2 protein-coding genes (1 of these 2 running past the window's edge) are annotated in these 19,763 nt (G+C 66.4%); both read left to right on the top strand.

The window, feature by feature from the left end; all coding sequences use genetic code 11:
- Positions 1 to 38 precede the first annotated feature (38 nt).
- Positions 39 to 10,949 (top strand): non-ribosomal peptide synthetase, encoded by a 10,911-nt coding sequence (locus A5790_RS26530; RefSeq protein WP_156656473.1) that lies wholly within the window; start codon positions 39 to 41, stop codon positions 10,947 to 10,949.
- Positions 10,936 to 19,763 carry the 5' portion of a non-ribosomal peptide synthase/polyketide synthase gene (locus tag A5790_RS20490; RefSeq protein ID WP_156656472.1) on the top strand. The gene runs 11,377 nt beyond the window's last position, so 8,828 of the gene's 20,205 nt are visible here — the first part of the coding sequence; it begins with the start codon at positions 10,936 to 10,938; its stop codon lies beyond the right edge, outside the window. The genes A5790_RS26530 and A5790_RS20490 overlap by 14 nt, the downstream gene beginning before the upstream one ends.

The following is a 19,763-nucleotide window of genomic DNA, read 5'->3' as shown; positions in this document are numbered from 1 at the left end:
CAAAGCGCCTGACGTACTTGGCCGATTGAGGGGAACCAATGGAACTCGATGACCGGGTCTATCCGGTTACGCCGAGACAGTTCGAGATGTGGCTCGCGGAAGAAACGGGCCGCGCCGACGCGACGCTACATCTCGGCGGACTCCTGCGGATCGAGGGTTCCATAGATCCCGATCTCCTTGAATCGGCGATCTGTCATGTGGTGGGTGAGGCTGAACCACTTAGAGCCGAATTCTTCGAAATGGCTGGGCAAGTTTTCCAGAAGCCGGTTGATCACCCGTTGGTTGAGCTACGCCGCTATGACTTGATGCGCTCGCAAGATCCCGTCGAGGAAACGCATCGCTTGGCATCGAGTATCCGCCGCATGCCGATGCCTCTTTCTGGGCCACTATTCAAGTTCGCACTGTTGCAGACCCGAATAGACGAAAACTACTTGTTCGCAGCCTGCCACCATATCGCGGTAGACGGAATCGGCCTTACTCTGATTCTGCATCGAATCGCAGCTGTTTACTCTGCCTTTGCCGTTGGCGACGAGATACCCCCGGCTTTCTTCGGCTCCCTGCAAGACCTGGTTCAGTGCGAGCTGGAATACGAAACCTCCACGGACTATCTCGATGATCGTGCCTATTGGGCTACCAATCTTCCTGCCGAAAGGCCGCTGACTCTCCCCTTAGCGCACGCCACAGTGACCCCCAGTGATGCAGACGAGTTCTCCCCACCGCTTCCACTGGAGCCGCAGATTGTGGAACGCATCGACGCTTTGTCGAGCCGCCTGGGCGTACGTCGGTCGTCGGTGATCACTGCCGCCTGCGCGCTATTGGTGAGTGAGTACGACGCTGAGCGTTCGGAAGTTGTACTTGATTTTCCTGTCAGCAGGCGTGTGCGTCCAGAATCACAGGCTGTTCCCGGGATGGTTTCTGGCGTTGTGCCACTTGTGTTGAAAACTCCGGCCGACTCTTCGGTTGCGGGGTTTTGTCGACACGTCGACACCCGAATCCAAGAAGCGTTGCAACACCAGCGGTTTCCGGTGCAGACGATCGAGAGTGCAACGCGCCTCAACGACGCTGGGCGTGCGTCCAATCGGGTCGTTGTGAATATCATTCCCGCTGCGCATATGGGCCACTTCGATGGCGCCCTGGCGACAGGCACACTGACCAATGCCGGGTTCGGCGACCAGGCCGCGCTGGTCTTCTTCAAAGATGGCGATCAGCTCCACCTGAGCTCTTTGGGCGCCGGCCATCCGCTCGTGGAGCTTGATGTCTCCGACTTGGCGGACCGGTTGAGTCGCCTTCTACTGGTGATGTCTACTGATCCAGAGCAGCGGTTGCCGTCAATTGACTTGCTCGATGAGCGCGAACAGGCCCGAGTTGACGGTTGGGGTAACCGGGCCGTGCTGACCGCGCCGGCGCCAGACGCCGTCTCGATCCCGTCAATGTTCACCGCGCAGGTAGCTGCCGTTCCAGACGCGGTTGCGCTGACGTATGCCGGTCGTTCGTGGACCTATGCCCAACTGGATGCGGCATCGAACCGAGTGGCGAACCTGTTGGCTGACCTGGGGGTAGGCCCGGGCAAGTCTGTGGCGCTTATGTTCTCGCGTTGCGCTGAGGCGATCGTGGCCATGTTAGGAGTGCTCAAGAGCGGGGCGGCGTACCTGCCGATCGATCCAGCACACCCGTGGCCGCGCATCGAATTCATGATTGCGGACGCGGCGCCCATGGTGGCACTGACCACCACGGGGCTTGCCGAACGGTTGGCCGATAGCGCGTTGGTGGTCATCGACGTCGCCGATCCGTCGATCGAGGGCTATTCGGTCTCACCCTTACCGGCGCCGGCCGCGGATGATGTGGCCTACACGATTTACACCTCGGGCACGACCGGTGTACCGAAGGGGGTGGCGATCACCCACGCCAACGTCACCCAGCTGATCGGCTCTTTGCATGATGAGTGGGCCACGGCGGGGCAGGTGTGGTCGCAGTGGCACTCGTATAGCTTCGACATCTCGGGGTGGGAGATCTACGGCGCCTTGCTGCGTGGGGGGCGGCTGGCGGTGGTGCCCGAGTCGGTCGCCACTTCGCCGGAGGCTTTGCGCGTCTTCTTGATTGACGAGCAGGTCAGCGTGTTGTGTCAGACCCCGTCGGCGGTGGGGATGTTGTCGCCGCAGGGGCTGGATGCGGTGACATTACTGGTCGGTGGCGAGGCTTGTCCGCCCGAGGTGGTGGATCGCTGGGCCCCTGGCCGGGTGATGATCAATGAGTACGGCCCGACCGAGGCCACGATGTGGGTGGCGTTGAGTGCGCCGCTGCAGGCGGGCTCACGGGTGGTGCCGATCGGCGCACCGGTGGCGGGCGCGGCGTTTCTTGTGTTGGACAGTTGGTTACGCCCGGTACCGCACGGGGTGGTCGGAGAGCTGTATGTGGCCGGGCCGCAGTTGGCGGTCGGGTACGTGCGAAGGGCTGGGCTGACGGCCGCGCGGTTTGTCGCGTGTCCGTTCGGCGGACCCGGTAACCGGATGTATCGCACCGGAGACCTGGTGTGGTGGGGCGCAGATGGACAGCTGCGTTATGTCGGTCGCGTTGATGAGCAAGTCAAAATTCGTGGGCATCGCATCGAGATCGGCGAAATACAAGCCGCACTCAGCGCGCTGGAGGGGGTGGACCAGACAGCGGTGATCGTCCGCGAGGACCGTCCGGGTGACAAGCGCCTCGTCGGCTATGTCACGGAGTCGGTTGAGGGCGCAGTGGATCCCACCACTATTCGTGCCGCCCTAGGCGAGCGACTACCCAGCTATATGGTGCCTTCGGCGGTGGTATTGATCGATGCATTGCCGTTGACGGTCAACGGCAAGCTCGACAAGCGCGCTTTGCCTGCGCCGGAATATAGCGATGTCGATCGGTATCGTGCTCCGGGCACGCCGGCCGAGGAGATTCTGGCTGGCATTTTCGCCGAGGTGTTGGGTGTCGAGCGGATCGGCGTGGATGAGTCGTTCTTCGAGCTTGGTGGCGACTCGCTGCTGGCGATGCGGGCGGTCGCCGCGGTCAATACGCGCCTGGACTCCGGGCTTTCTTTACGTGCGGTGTTCGAGGCGCCCACTGTGGCCCAGTTGGCGTCTCGCATAGGCGAGGGAGACGGGCTAGAGCCGTTGGTTGCCGGTCCGCGTCCTGCGGTGGTGCCGTTGTCGTTTGCGCAGAACCGGTTGTGGTTCCTGGATCAGTTGCAGGGCCCCTCCTCGGTTGACAACTTGGCGGTGGCGTGGCGGTTGGATGGGTGCTTGAACGCTGAGGCGTTGGGTGCGGCTGTTGTTGATGTGGTGGGTCGTCACGAGAGTTTGCGGACGTTGTTTCCAGCCCCAGGTGGGGTTCCGCAGCAGTCGGTGGTGCCTGTTGAGCGCGCTGATGTGGGTTGGCAGGTGGTTGATGCGGCCGGGTGGCCCATGGGTCGGTTGGATGAGGCCGTCGGGGCAGTGGCGCGTAGGCCGTTTGAATTGGCCGGTGAGATCCCTTTGCGGGCAACGCTTTTCCGGCTCAGCGAGGATAAGCATGTGTTGGTGGCGGTGGTGCACCATATCGCCGCTGACGGTTGGTCGGTCGCTCCGTTGATGGGCGATTTGAGTGCGGCCTACGCCGCCCGCTGCGCGGGCCAAGCCCCGGACTGGGCGCCGCTGCCGGTGCAGTATGTCGATTACGCGTTGTGGCAGCGCGCGCAGTTGGGTGATCTCAATGATCCCGACAGCCGGATCGCTGCGCAGCTGGCCTACTGGCAGGACGCGTTGGCAGATCTGCCTGAGCGAGTGGAGCTGCCGACTGATCGGCCGTATCCCCCGGTGGCGGACTACCGCGGTGCCAAGGTGGCGGTGCAGTGGCCGGTGCCTGTGCAGCAAGCGGTTTCAAGGCTGGCCGGCGAGCATGGCGCGACCAGCTTCATGGTGATGCAGGCCGCGCTGGCGGTGCTGCTAGCCAAGCTCAGCGCGAGTTCCGATGTGGCAGTGGGCTTCCCGATTGCGGGGCGGAGAGACCGGGCACTCGAAGAGTTGGTCGGTTTCTTCGTCAACACGCTTGTGCTGCGTGTCGATCTCGCCGGGGACCCGACGGTCGCCGAGGTGCTGGAGCAGGTGCGGCACCGAAGCCTGGCCGCATTCGAGCACCAGGATGTGCCGTTCGAGGTGCTCGTCGAGCGGCTCAATCCCAGCCGCAGCCTGAACCATCATCCGCTGGTGCAGGTCCTGTTGGCCTGGCAGAACAACGCCGCCGGGGAACTGAGACTCGGCGATGTAGAGGTCGCCTCGATGCCGGCCGACACGCACACCGCACGCGTGGATCTGACGTTCTCGTTGGCGGAACGGTGGAGCGCGGCCGGGCAGCCCGTCGGTATCGCCGGGGATGTTGAGTTCCGCACTGACGTGTTCGACGCCGCGAGCGTTGAAGCGTTGGTCGAGCGGTTACAGCGGGTGGTGGTCGCGTCGTGTGCTGACCCGACCCGCCGGGTGTCGTCGATCGATCTGCTCGACGAGCGTGAACACCTTGATGTGCAGACGTGGGGCAACCAAGAAGCATTGACCCTGCCGGTGTCCGCGACCTGGTCGATCCCGGCGTTGTTCGCTGCCCAGGTGGCCCGTGCTCCGGAGGCCATCGCCATCACCTACGGCGCCCGTTCGTGGACGTATCGCGAACTCGATGCGGCCGCGAACCGGATGGCGCACCTGCTGCGCGGTCACGGGGTGGGACCCGGAGAACGGGTGGCCCTGCTGTTGAAGCGGTCCGCGGAGGCCGTGGTGTCGATCCTCGCCGTGCTGAAGACCGGGGCGGCTTACCTGGCGATCGACCCGAGCCAACCGGGTACGCGCATGCACTTCATGCTCTCCGACGCCGCTCCGGTGGTCGCGATCACCTCCGCCCGCCTGGCCGACCGCCTGGACGGCCATGATTTGCTGGTCGTCGACATCGGTGACCCCGCCGTCCATGCCCAGCCCAGCACCGCACTGCCGGCACCCAGCCCGCACGACGTGGCCTATCTGATCTACACCTCGGGCACGACCGGTGTGCCCAAAGGCGTGGCCGTCCCACACGTGAACGTGACCGAGCTGCTGGACTCGCTGGACGCGGATCTGCACACGTCGCCCGGCCAGGTGTGGACGCAATGCCACTCCTTGGCCTTCGACTTCTCGGTGTGGGAGATCTTCGGTGCGCTGCTGCACGGCGGGCGGCTGGTGGTGGTGCCCGATTCGGTGGCCGTTTCGCCGCAGGACCTGCACGCCTTGCTCGTCAGGGAAGAAGTGAATGTCCTAAGCCAGACCCCGTCGGCGTTCTATGCCTTGGAAACCGCGGATTCGTTGGCGCCCGAGCTCGGCCAACAGCTCAAGCTGGAGACGGTGATCTTCGGTGGTGAAGCGCTTGAACCGCACCGCCTTACGTCGTGGCTTCGCAACCACCCCGGTCTGCCCCGGCTCATCAACATGTACGGCATCACCGAGACCACGGTCCATGCCTCGTTCCGCGAGATCGCCGACATCGACGCTGAGAACGCCGTGAGCCCGATCGGATCGCCGCTGGCCCATCTCGCCTTCTTCGTGTTGGACAGTTGGTTGCGACCGGTTCCGCGTGGCGTGGTCGGAGAGTTGTACGTGGCCGGTCAAGGTGTCGCTTTCGGATACGTGCGCCGGGCCGGGCTGACCGCGACGCGGTTCGTCGCCTGCCCGTTCGCTGGCGTCGGCGCGCGGATGTATCGCACCGGTGACCTGGTGCGCTGGGGTGCCGACGGGCAGCTGCAGTACCTGGGACGTGCCGATGAGCAGGTCAAGATCCGCGGCTACCGCATCGAGCTCGGCGAGATCCAGACGGTGCTGAGCACCGTCGACGCGGTGCACCAGTCGGCGGTGATCGTCCGCGAGGACCGCCCGGGTGACAAGCGGCTGGTGGCTTACGTCACCGGCACAGCAGACTCCGTCGACTTGCGTAACACCCTCTCCGAACGTCTGCCGGCTTACATGGTGCCCGCGGCGGTGGTGATCGTGGAGGCCCTGCCGCTCACCGGAAACGGCAAGCTCGACAAGCGCGCACTGCCGGCACCGGAATACGCCGACGGCGACCGCTACCGGGCGCCGGCCGACGCCCTCGAGGAGATCCTGGTCGGTATCTACGCTCAGGTGCTGGGTGCGGAGCGAGTCGGGGTCGACGACTCGTTCTTCGAGTTGGGCGGTGACTCGCTGTCGGCCATGCGGGTGGTCACCGCGGTCAACGCCACCCTGGGCGTCGATCTGGGCGTACGGACCCTGTTCGAGGCGCCCACGGTGGCCCGGTTGGCACCGCGCATCGGAGCAGCCGAAGGGCTGGCGCCGCTGCTGCCAGCGGAGCGCCCTGCGGTGGTGCCGTTGTCGTTCGCGCAGAACCGGTTGTGGTTCATCGAGCAGCTGCAGGGCCCGTCCGCGGTCTACAACCTCGCGGTGGCGTTGCGATTGGATGGGCGGCTGAACACTCAAGCGCTAGGCACTGCCTGGGGTGACGTGGTAGGCCGACACGAGAGCCTGCGCACGCTGTTCCCGGCGCCCGACGGTGTTCCCGAGCAGTTGGTGGTGCCTGCGGAGCGGGCGGACGTGGGTTGGCAGGTTGTCGATGCTACCGGCTGGCCGCAGCGCCGGCTGGAGGAGGCCATCGGGGCGGCAGCGCATCGACCCTTTGACTTGGCCACCGAAATCCCCTTGCGCACAACGGCTTTCCGTGTCAGTGACCACGAGCATGTGCTGGTTGCGGTGGTGCACCACATCGCCGCTGACGGCTGGTCGATCACTCCGTTGGTGCGTGACCTGGGTGTGGCTTACGCCGCCCGCTGTGCGGATCGAGCTCCGAGCTGGGCGCAACTGCCGGTGCAGTACATCGACTACACCCTGTGGCAGCGCGCGCAGTTGGGTGATCTCGATGATCCCGACAGCCGGATCGCTGCGCAGCTGGCCTACTGGCGGGACGCGTTGGCAGATCTGCCTGAGCGAGTGGAGCTGCCGACTGATCGGCCGTATCCGGCAGTGGCGGACTACCGCGGTGCCAAGGTGGCGGTGCAGTGGCCGGTGCCTGTGCAGCAAGCGGTTTCAAGGCTGGCCGGCGAGCATGGCGCAACCAGTTTCATGGTGATGCAGGCCGCTCTGGCAGTGCTGCTGGCCAAACTGAGCGCGAGTTCCGATGTGGCAGTGGGCTTCCCGATTGCTGGGCGGAGAGACCGGGCACTCGAAGAGTTGGTCGGTTTCTTCGTCAACACGCTGGTACTGCGGGTCGACCTTGCGGGCGACCCGACGGTCGCCGAGGTGCTCGAGCAAGTGCGCCAGCGCAGCCTGGCGGCATTCGAACATCAGGACGTGCCGTTCGAAGCGTTGGTGGAGCGACTCAATCCGACTCGAAGCCTGAACCACCATCCACTGGTGCAGGTGCTGTTGGCCTGGCAGAACAACGTAGCCGGCGATTTCCGGTTGGGTGACGTCGGAGTCACGCCCTTGCCCGCCGACACCGACACCGCCCGCGTGGATCTGACGTTCTCGTTGGCAGAGCGGTGGAACGAGGCCGGGGAGCCCGTCGGTATCGCCGGGGATGTTGAGTTCCGCACTGACGTGTTCGACGCCGCGAGCGTTGAAGCGCTGGTCGAGCGGCTGCAGCGGGTAGTGGTCGCGCTGTGCGCTGATCCGTCCCGCCGGATGTCGTCGATCGATGTCGTCGACGAGCATGAGCATGCCCGGCTGCAGGACTGGGGCAACAGGGCCGTGTTGACCCGGCCCGTCCCTACGCCGCCGGGGTCCATCCCGGAGGCCTTCGCGGCGCAAGTCGTCCGCAGCCCGGAAGCGGTGGCGGTCAGCAGCGGCGGGCGGTCACTGTCCTATCGCGAGCTCGACGAAGCGTCGAATCGGTTGGCAAACCTGCTGATCGCCCGCGGCGTCAGTGCTGGCGGACGGGTGGCGCTGCTGATGGAGCGCTCGACCCCGGCGGTCGTGGCGATGTTCGCGGTCCTCAAGACCGGGGCGGCGTACGTGCCGATCGACCCGGCGCATCCCGATGCGCGCATCGAGTTCGTCCTGGCGGACGCGGCGCCGACGGTCGTCCTGACCACCACCGACCGTCGCTCGCGGCTGGCCGAGCGCGACGATCTTTTGGTCGTCGACGTCAACGACCCGGCGGTCAACAGCTATCCGGGCACCGCGCTGCCCTCACCGGTACCCGGCGATATCGCTTACCTGATCTACACCTCGGGTACCACTGGCACCCCGAAGGGCGTTGCGGTCGCGCACCGCAACGTGATCCAGCTCCTGCAGACGCTCAACAACAATGTGCCGGCGGCAGGCGTGTGGTCGCAGTGCCATTCGTTGGCCTTCGACTTCTCGGTGTGGGAGATCTTCGGGGCGCTGCTGAGCGGCGGCCGGCTGGTGATGGTGCCCGATGCGGTGGTGCGTTCCCCCGAGGAGCTACGTGCGTTGTTGGTCAGCGAGCAAGTCAGCGTCCTCAGCCAGACCCCGTCGGCGTTCTATGCCCTGCAGGCCGCTGACGGGCTGGCGCCAGAGCTGGGTGATCAGCTGACGCTGGAGACGGTGGTCTTCGGCGGGGAGGCGCTCGAACCGTCGCGCCTGGGTGGCTGGTTCGATCGGCATCCGGCGTCGCCGCGGCTGCTGAACATGTACGGCATCACCGAGACGACGGTGCACGCCTCGGTGCGCGAGATCGTCCCCGCCGACACCCAGGTCACGGTCAGCCCGATCGGGGTTCCGTTGGCGCACTTGGGCTTCTTCGTGTTGGACGCGTGGTTGCGCCCGACGCCCGTCGGGGTGGTCGGCGAGTTGTACGTGGCCGGCGCCGGTGTCGCCGAGGGCTACGTCGGCCGGGCCGGGCTGACCGGCTCGCGGTTTGTGGCGTGCCCGCTCGGGGCGCCCGGGGCGCGTATGTATCGCACCGGGGACCTGGCGTCGTGGGGCGCTGACGGGCAGCTTCGGTACGTGGGCCGCGCCGACGAGCAGGTCAAGATCCGCGGATACCGCATCGAGCTCGGCGAGGTGCAGGCCGCGCTGGCCGCCCTCCAAGGGGTTGATCAAGCGGCGGTGCTCGTGCGTGAGGACCGCCCCGGCGACAAACGCCTGGTCGGCTACATCACCGGCTCCGCCGAGGTGAGCGGGATTCGGGCGAAGCTCGGTGAGCAGTTGCCCGCGTACATGGTGCCGGCGGCGGTGGTGGCGCTGGACACGTTGCCGATCACGTCCAACGGCAAGCTCGACAAACGCGCGCTACCGGCGCCCGAGTACACCGATGTGGACCGCTACCGCGCCCCCGCCAGTGCCACCGAGGAGGTTCTTGCGGACATCTTCGCCCAGGTGCTGGGGCTGGAGCAGGTCGGCGTCGACGAGTCGTTTTTCGAGTTGGGCGGCGACAGCATCCTGTCCATGCAGGTGGTGGCACGCGCTCGAGCGGCCGGTGTGGTGTGTCGGCCCCGCGACATCTTCGTCGAGCAGACGGTGGCTCGGCTGGCGCAGGTGGCCACGATCTCGGACGGCGAGACCCAAGAGATCGACGACGGCATCGGACCGGTGACGGCCACCCCCATCATCAGCTGGCTCGAGAGCGTGAACGGGCCGACTGACCAGTTCAATCAGACTGTGCTGCTGCAGGCTCCCGCCGGGGTCGGTGAAGCCGATGTGGTGGCGTTGTTGCAGGCGTTGTCCGATCGGCACGCCATGTTGCGCCTGCGCGTCGCCGAGACTGCCGACGGATGGTCGTTGCTTGTGCCGGAAGCCGGGTCGGTGGACGCCCGCGAGTGCCTGCACACCGTCGAAGCGCTATCGGACGAGGCGCTGGTCAAGGTGCGGTCACGGTTGAGTCCCGTCAGCGGGGCGATGTTCGGTGCGCTGTGGGTGGCCTCGACCGGCCAGCTCGCGCTGGTTGTCCACCACCTCGTCGTCGACGGCGTCTCATGGCGGATTCTGTTGGAGGACCTCAACATCGCCTGGCGGCAACATCGCGCCGGGCAGCCGATCGATCTACCGGTGGGCGGGACGTCGTTCGCCCGATGGGCATCGATGCTGGCCGAGCACGCCAAGGATGCGGAGGTGGTCGCGAAGACCGCCGCATGGCGGCAGGTGGCCGCAGTCCCGTCGCGCTTGCCCGCGGTGCAGCCGGCGGTGGACACGTTCGCCACAGCCGGCCGCTTGTCGGCGGTGTTGGACGTCGAGACGACCCGGATGCTGCTGGGTGAGGTTCCGACGGCGTTCCACGCCGGAGTCCACGAAGTTCTGTTGATCGGGTTCGGGCTTGCGGTCGCGGAGTTTCTGGGAACCGGTCTCGCGCCGGTCAGCATCGACGTCGAAGGCCACGGGCGCGACGGGGATCTGACCGAAGAGGCGGACCTGTCCCGGACGGTGGGCTGGTTCACCACCAAGTACCCGGTGGCGTTGAGCGTCGGTGGACAGGACTGGTCACGGGTGAGCGCCGGAGGCCCGTCGCTGGGGGCGCTGGTCAAAGATGCCAAGGAGCAACTGCGCGAGCTGCCGGACGGTCTGTCCTACGGTCTCCTGCGTTATTTGAATCCCGACGCCGAGTTGCCCGATTCCGACCCGGCTATCGGCTTCAACTACCTCGGTCGCCTCGGCGCGGCGGCCGCCGAAACCTCCGACGACCTCTGGCGGATGAGCCACGACGGCATGTCGCTGACCGGTATCGCTTCGGACATCCCGATGCCACTGCTGCACACCGTGGAGCTCAACGCGGCAACCGTAGACACCGACAGCGGCCCTCAGCTGCACGCCAACTGGACGTGGGCTCCCTCAGCGTTGGGCGAGGCGGACGTTATTCGGTTGAGTAGCTTGTGGTTTGAGGCTCTGGACGGAATCTGCAAACATGTCATGGGCGGCGGAGGCGGGTTGACCCCCTCCGATATCGCCGTCAACCTCAGCCAACAACAGATCGAGGAGCTTCAGCGGCAATATGCAAATCGCTGACATACTGCCGCTTACCCCTCTACAGCACGGTTTACTCTTCCATGCCGGCGCAGCGCCGGACCTGGGCGACGACTTGTATGCCGTGCAGTTCGACATCACCGTGCGCGGTGCTCTCGACGAGGACCGGCTGCGTAATGCCGTGAATAAGGTCGCGGACCGGCACCCGAATGTGTTGGCCCGCTTCTCAGAACAATTCGGCCAGCCGGTGCAGATCATCCCGGCCGACCCCGAGGTGCCTTGGCGCTACATCGACCTTCGGGACAGCGACACAGACCTGGATGTGGAGATCGAAGCAATCTGTGCGAGCGAACGCGCTGCGATCCGTCACCTCGCCGACGACCCGGTATTCCGGGTGGCATTGATTCGCACCGCACCCGATCAGCACCGGTTCGTGCTCACCAATCATCACATCGTGCTCGATGGCTGGTCGATGCCGATCCTGCTGCGCGAGATCTTCGCGAGCTACTACGGGTGGCGCCTGCCCCCGGCCACGCCGTATCGCAGATTCGTCACCTGGCTGGCCGAGCGGGACCGCGAGGCAGCCCTCGCAGCCTGGCGTGATGTGTTGACCGGTTTCGAGACCCCGACATTGGTGGGTTCTCCGGATGGGTTGGAGCTTCGCAGTCGCGGTGTGTACGAGCACCGGCTGTCGCAGGCGACGACACAGGCCCTGACCGAGCTGGCACGCTCGCGGCACACCACGGTCAACGTCGTGCTCCAGGGCGCTTGGGCGTTGCTCCTGGGCTCGCTGACCGGTCAGCATGACGTGGCCTTCGGGACGGCGGTTTCGGGTCGGCCGGCTGACGTGCTCGGCGCGGAATCGATGGTGGGGTTGTTGATCAACACCGTCCCGGTTCGGGTGAACGTCACGTCGACCACCACCACAGTCGAGCTGCTCGACCAGCTGCAGAGCACCAATAACCGCACGCTCGAGCACCAGCACTTGGCGCTCAACGAGATGCACCGAATCGCCGGTCACGACAAACTCTTCGACACTCTTCTGGTCTACGAGAATTACCCGGTCGACACGGCCGCGTTGGCCGGCGACAACGGGTTGGCGATCACCGAGTTCAACACCCGGGAGTACAACCACTACTCCCTGACGCTGCAAGCCGTCCCGGGCGACGAGCTCGCTCTTCGGGTCGAATTCGCCGCTGACGTATTCGACGACGAACGAATCCAGACGCTGATCGAGCGGTTCGGCCGCGTGCTGGCGGCGATGACCGCCGACCCGACGCGGCGGTTGTCGACGATCGACTTGCTCGATGCCCAAGAGCACGCCCGGCTGGGACAGATTGGTCACACCGCGGTGTTGACTCAGTCCGCGACCACGGCCTCGATCCCGGCGCTGTTCGCCGCTCAAGTGGTCACGGCGCCGGACGCGGTGGCGCTGACTTGTCAGGGCCGCTCGATGACCTACCGGGAGTTGGACGAGGCATCAAACCGGTTGGCGCATCTGCTGGCCGCTCACGGAGCCGCTCCGGGACAGTGCGTGGCGTTGCTCTTCAACCGGTCGCTTGATGCGATCGTGGCCATTCTGGCGGTACTCAAGGCCGGGGCGGCTTATCTGCCGATCGACCCGAAACTGCCTGCGGCCCGGATCGGGTTCATGATCTCCGATGCCGCACCGATCGCCGGTGTGACCACCGCCGAATTCGCCGACCGCCTGACCGCACACGCGTTGCCCGTCGTCGACGTCGACGATCCTGGCGTCAAAACCTGTCCTGGCACCGCACTGCCGGCGCCCGCTGCCGACGACCTCGCCCACATCATCTACACGTCCGGCACCACCGGCACGCCGAAGGGCGTGGCCGTCACCCACTCCAACGTCACCCGGCTTTTCGACGGAATGGACGTAGGGGTGCAGATGGCGCCCGAGCAGGTCTGGACACAGACTTCGTCCCTGGTCTTCGACTTCTCGGTGTGGGAGATCTGGGGAGCGTTGCTCCACGGCGGTCGGCTCGTGGTGGTGCCCGAGGACGTGGCCCGCTCGCCGGAAGATTTTCACTCGCTGCTGGTGACCGAGCGGGTCAGTGTCCTGAGTCAGACCCCCTCCGCGGTGGCGGCGCTGTCACCGCAGGGGTTGGAGTCTGTCGCGCTGATGGCGGCCGGGGAGGCCTGTCCCCCGGCGGTGGTGGACCAGTGGGCGCCCGATCGGGTGATGATCAACGGGTACGGCCCAACCGAGACCACCGTTTACGCCACGATCAGCGCGCCGCTCCGTGCGGGGTCGGGCGTGGTGCCGATCGGCCTGCCGGTGCCGGGTGCTGCGCTGTTCGTGCTCGACGGCTGGTTGCGGCCGGTGCCGCGCGGCGAGGTCGGGGAGTTGTATGTGGCCGGTCGCGGCGTGGCGTGCGGGTACGTGCGCCGGGCGGGTCTGACCGCGTCGCGGTTCGTGGCTTGCCCGTTCGTCGGTTCCGGCGCGCCCGGCCAACGCATGTATCGCACCGGGGATCTCGTGCGCTGGGGCGCCGACGGGCAGCTGGAATACCTGGGCCGCATCGACGAGCAGGTCAAGATCCGCGGGTATCGCATCGAGCTCGGGGAGATCCAGGCGGCCCTGGCCGCGTTGGCCGGTGTGGCGCAGGCAGCGGTCATCGTGCGCGAGGACCGGCCCGGTGACAAACGTCTGGTCGGTTATGTCACCGGGACGGCCGATTCGGCCGAGCTTCGCAACGCCCTTGCCCAACGTCTGCCGGCCTACATGGTGCCGACGGCGGTGGTGGTGCTCGAGTCGCTGCCCTTGACGGTCAACGGCAAACTCGACAAACGCGCCCTGCCCGCACCGGAATACCAGGGCAGCGACACTTACCGTGCGCCCACCGACGCGGTCGAGGAAGTCTTGGCCGACATCTATGCCGAAATACTCGGAGTCGAGCGGGTCGGGATCGACGAGTCCTTTTTCGAACTGGGCGGAGACAGCATCCTGTCGATGCAGGTCGCAGCCCGAGCACGCGCAGCGGGGTTGAAGTGCCGACCGCGTGACATCTTCGTCGAACAGACCGTGGCCCGACTGGCCAGGGTGGCGCGCGCGACGACCGGCGACGTCGAGGTCGTCGACGAGGGCTTGGGCCAGATTCCTGCGACGCCCATCATCCACTGGCTGGCCGGCGTCGACGGTCCGGTCGATCAGTTCAACCAGACGGTGGTGGCCCAAGCCCCGGCCGAGGTGACCGAGGCCGACGTGGTGGCGCTGTTGCAGGCGCTATTGGACCGGCACTCCATGCTGCGGCTGCGCGTCGACGACGATGGAGCCGGCAACTGGTCACTGAACGTGCCGGAGGCGGGGTCGGTCGACGCCGCCGCATGCCTGCGCACCGTGGACTCGTTGTCTGAAGAAGCTCTGGTCGCAGCGCGCTCACAATTGGACCCGGCCGCGGGCGTCATGCTCAGGGCCTTGTGGGTAACGTCCACTTCTCAGCTGGTGCTGGTCGCACACCACCTGGCCGTCGATGGCGTGTCCTGGCGAGTCCTGCTGGAAGACCTCAACATCGCTTGGTCACAGCGTCGCGGCGGCAAGCCGGTGCAGTTGCCCGCCGGGGGGACACCGTTCGCCCGGTGGGCCTCCCTGCTGGCGGAGTACGCGCAAGACCCGGACGTGGTGCAGCAGGCGCAGACATGGCGTCAGGTGGCGGCCGCCCCTGCGGTGCTACCGGCCGTGCAGCCGGCGATCGATACGTTCGCGACTGCGGGGCGCATTTCGTTGTCGCTGGACGAGCCGACCACGCGCATGCTGCTGGGGGAGGTGCCGTCGGCATTCCACGCGGGCGTGAACGACATCCTGTTGATCGCGTTCGGCCTGGCGCTGGCGGAGTTCTTCGCCGCTGACGGCGACCCGATCGGTATCGACGTGGAGGGGCATGGTCGGCAGGAGGAGATCGCCGCCGACGTCGACCTGTCGCGAACGGTGGGGTGGTTCACCACCAAATACCCGGTGGCGCTGACGGTCAACGGTCTGGACTGGGCGCAGGTGACCGCCGGTGAGGCATCGCTGGGGGCGGCGCTCAAGGCCGCCAAAGAGCAGCTTCGCGCAGTGCCGGACGGGCTGACCTACGGCGTATTGCGGTATCTGAACGCCGACGTCGAGCTGGCGGGTCCCGACCCCACCATCGGCTTCAACTATCTGGGCCGGATGGGCGCTCCGGGCGCGGAGACTGTCGGCGGAACATGGCGGATGAGCCAGGACGGCTTGTCAGCGACCGCCGCGGCCGCAGACATCCCGATGCCGTTGATGCACACGCTCGAGCTGAACGCCGCCACCGTCGACGCCGAGACCGGCCCGCAGTTGCACGCCAACTGGACGTGGGCAACCTCGGCGCTCGATGAGGGCCAGGTCAGCCGACTGAGCCGACTGTGGTTCGAGGCGCTGTCCGGCATCTGCGCGCACGTCAGTGCAGGCGGCGGCGGACTGACACCCTCCGATATCGCACCGGCCCGCCTAACGCAGCAGCAGCTGGACGACCTGCACAGCCAGCATGCGATCGCAGACATCCTGCCGCTGAGCCCCTTGCAGCAGGGGCTGCTGTTCCATTCAGCGCGTGCTGCGGAGGCCATCGACGACGTCTATGCCGTGCAGTTGGAGATCGCCATCGACGGTCGGCTCGATCGGCACCGCCTGCACGATGCGGTGCAGACGGTGGCGAACCGGCATCCGAACCTCTCGGCGCGGTTCTGCGCGCAGTTCGACGAGCCCGTCCAGATCATTCCGGCTGATCCCCAGCTGCCGTGGCGGTACGTCGAGCTGAATGGAGCCGACGCCGAAATCACCGAACAGGTCCAGGCGGTCTGCGCTGCCGAACGCGCCGCGGTCTGCGATCTCGCCCACCAGCCGGCCTTCCAGGGGGCGCTGCTCCGCACCGCCGATGACCGGTACCGGTTCGTGCTGACGTTCCACCACATCGTCGTGGACGGCTGGTCGCTGCCCATCCTGCTGCGAGAGATCTTCGCCAGCTATTACGGCCAGCCGTTACCCGCGGCGGCGCCATACCGCAACTTCATCAGCTGGCTCAACCGTCGCGACTACAACGCCGCCCGGGCGGCCTGGGGTGAGGTGTTCGCCGGCTTCGAGACCCCCACCATGGTGGGTCCGCCAGATCAGTTGGTGCGCGGCGAGCGAAGCGTCGCGTCGTTCCGGGTGTCAGCCGACACGACGCGCGCCGTCGGTGACTTGGCGCGCGCGCTGCACACCACGGTCAGCACTGTGCTGCAGGGCGGGTTCGCACAACTGCTGAGCTCGTTGACCGGTCAGCATGACGTCGCGTTCGGCACCGCGGTCTCTGGACGCCCGGATGACGTGGTCGGCGCCGAATCGATGGTGGGCCTGCTGATCAACACGGTGCCGGTCCGCGCCGACATCACGTCGACGACCACCACGGCGGATCTGCTCGAACAGCTGCAGGACGCGTACAACCGCACGCTTGAACACCAGCATCTCGCGCTCAACGAGATTCACCGGGTCACCGGTCACGACCAGTTGTTCGACACCATGTTCGTCTACGAGAACTATCCCGTCGACACCGCCGCCCTGGAAGCCGACCACGAGTTGGCGATCCCCGAATTCGCGAGCCGCGAGTACAACCACTATCCGCTGACTGTGCAGGCCATTCCGGGCGACGAGATCGGTCTTCGCGTCGAATACGACACCGATGTCTTTGGCCCGCAAGCTGTTCAGGCTCTCATCGACCGGCTGGAGCGGCTCCTGGTGGCGATGACCGCCGACCCGCGGCGGCCGCTGTCCTCGGTGGACGTGCTCGGCTCCGACGAGCACGCTCGCCTTGACGAGTTCGGTAACCGGGCGGTTCTGACCCATGGTCCCGCTCGGGGGTTATCCATCGTCGAACTGTTCGCGGGGTGGGCGGCGCAGACGCCCGATGCGGTGGCGTTGGTATGCGGCGAGCGTTCGTCGACCTACCGGGAGCTCGAGCTGGCGGCCAACCGGCTGGCGCAGCTACTCGCGGGCCGAGGGGCGGGGCCAGGACAGTGCATCGCGGTGTTGTTCAACCGGTCCGCGGAGGCAGTGGTCGCGATCCTGGCTGTGCTCAAAACCGGTGCGGCGTATCTGCCGATCGACCCCTCGCTGCCCGAGGCCCGCATCGGCTTCATCATTTCTGATGCGGCGCCGCTGGCTGTTGTCACCACCGCCGGTTTGGCCGACCGACTCGACGGCCACCCAGTAACGGTCATCGACGTCGACGACCCCGCCGTCGATGACCAGCCCGACACCGCTCCGCGGTCGCCGGCGCCCGACGACATCGCCTACGTGATCTACACGTCCGGCACCACCGGCACCCCCAAGGGCGTTGCGGTCACCCACCGCAACGTGACCCAGCTGTTGGCGTCACCGGATTCCGCCCTGCCGGCCATCGGTGTGTGGGCGCAGTGCCACACCCTGGCCTTCGACGTCTCGGTGTGGGAGATCTTCGGAGCTTTGATGCGCGGCGGCCGCCTGGTGGTGGTACCCGAAGAGGTGACGCGCTCGCCGGAGAACTTCCAAGAGGTGTTGGCAGCAGAGCAGGTCAGCGTGCTGACCGAGACTCCGTCTGCGGTCAGTGTGCTCTCGCCTGAGAAATTGGACTCGATGGCGTTGGTCGTCGTGGGTGAGGCTTGCTCGGCCGAGGTGGTGGATCGGTGGGCACCCGGGCGCCGGATGGTCAACGCTTACGGCCCCACCGAGACCACGATGTGTGTGGCGATCAGCGCGCCGCTCACACCGGGGGCGCAGGCCGTGCCGATCGGCTCGCCCGTGGCCGGAGCGTCGCTGTTCGTATTGGACACCTGGCTGCGTCCCGTTCCCGAGGGTGTGGTCGGAGAGTTGTACGTGGCCGGCGACGGCGTGGCGACCGGTTATGTCCGTCGGCCGGGGCTGACGGCGTCGCGCTTCGTCGCGTGCCCATTCGGTGGCGCCGGAGCGCCAGGACGAAGAATGTATCGCACCGGGGACCTGGTGAGCTGGCGCGCGGACGGGCAGCTGGACTATCTGGGCCGCGCCGACGAGCAGGTCAAGATCCGCGGTTACCGCATCGAGCTCGGCGAGGTGCAGGCATCGCTGGCGGCGCTCGAAGGCGTCGTGCAGGCGGCGGTGATCGCGCGTGACGACCGCCCCGGCGACAAGCGGCTCGTGGGCTATGTCACCGGCTCGGTCGACTCGGCCGAGCTTCGGGCCACGCTGGCCGAGCGGTTGCCGCCCTACATGGTGCCCACGGCGGTCGTAGTGCTGGACGCGTTGCCGCTCACCGTCAACGGCAAACTCGACACCCGCGCCCTGCCGGCGCCCGAGTTCAGCGACACCAATCGCTACCGTGCCCCGGCGAACCTCACAGAGGAGATCCTTGCCGGGATCTACGCCCAGATGCTCGGAGTGGAGCGCGTCGGGGTCGACGACTCGTTCTTCGATCTGGGCGGGGACTCGCTGTCGGCAATGCGCTTGGTCGCCGCTGTCAACGCCAGCATGGATGCCCAGCTCTCGGTGCGCACTCTGTTCGAAGCGCCCACGGTGGCAGAGTTGGCGCAGCAGATTGGAGCCGATGAGGGCGGGCTGGAACCGCTGGTGGCGGGTGAACGGCCCGACGTCGTGCCGCTTTCGTTCGCCCAGAGCCGGTTGTGGTTCCTGGACCAGCTGCAAGGGCCGTCGCCGGTCTACAACATGGCGCATTCGTTGCGTCTGTTCGGCAAGCTCGATGCCGCTGCCTTGGGTGCAGCGCTGGCCGATGTACTGGGGCGCCACGAAAGTCTGCGCACAATCTTCCCATCGGCCGCAGGTGTACCGCAGCAGCTAGTGGTTCCAATTGAGCAGGCCGATCTCGGGTGGCAGATCGTGGATGCCACCGGCTGGTCGCCGGAGCAGCTGCACGAAGCGATCAGTGAGACTGCGCGTCACACGTTCGACCTTGCCGCCGAGATCCCTGTGAGGGCGCGGCTTCTGCGCGTAGACGAAGAAGAACACGTGCTCGTTGCCGCTGTCCACCACATCGCGGCCGACGGGGTGTCGATCGGCCCGCTGCTGAGGGATCTGAAATCGGCTTACGCCAGTCGATGTGCAGGCCGGGCTCCCGACTGGGCGCCGTTGGCGGCGCAGTACGTCGACTTCACGCTGTGGCAGCGTGCGCAGCTGGGCGATCTCGCCGATCCGCAGAGCCGCATCACCGCGCAACTCGCTTATTGGGAGCAAGCCCTGACCGGGATGCCGGACCGGCTGGTGCTGCCCACCGACAGGCCTTATCCAGCGGTTGCGGATTACAGCGGCGCTCGAGTGCTGGTCGACTGGTCGCCGGAACTTCAGCTACGGGTGGCTCGGGTGGCCCGTGAACACAACGCGACCAGTTTCATGGTGGTCCAGGCCGCACTGGTGGCCTTGTTGTCGAAGGTCAGCACCAGCCGTGACGTGGCCATCGGCTTTTCGATCGCCGGGCGGCGCGACCCCGTGCTCGATGAGCTGGTTGGCTTCTTCGTCAACACCCTGGTCCTGAGGGCTGACTTGGGTGGTGATCCGAGTGTCTCCGAACTCTTGGCGCAAGTCCGTGCGCGCAGCCTGGCTGCGTACGAGCACCAGGACGTGCCCTTCGAGATGCTCGTCGAGCGGCTCAAGCCCACCAGAAGCCTCGCTCATCACCCGCTGGTGCAGGTGCTGTTGGCGTGGCAAACCATGCCCGGGCAGCAGAACGGCCCCGCCGGGCTGGCCTTGGGTGACGTACAAATCACACCGACGAGCCTCGACACCCACACCGCCCGCACTGACCTCGCATTTCACCTGGGCGAGCGCTGGACGGAGACGGGTGAACCGGCCGGGATCGGCGGAGACGTCGAATTCCGCACCGA

Origin of the sequence: Mycobacterium sp. 852002-51152_SCH6134967 (genome assembly GCF_001667105.1) — a bacterium.
Lineage (GTDB): Bacteria > Actinomycetota > Actinomycetes > Mycobacteriales > Mycobacteriaceae > Mycobacterium > Mycobacterium neumannii_A.
This window is presented reverse-complemented; position numbering and strand designations above follow the sequence as displayed.

Bases quoted from the DNA above. Each gene is read 5' to 3' on its own strand.
- A5790_RS26530 (WP_156656473.1), top strand. From the start codon at position 39: ATGGAACTCGATGACCGGGTCTATCCGGTTACGCCGAGACAGTTCGAG.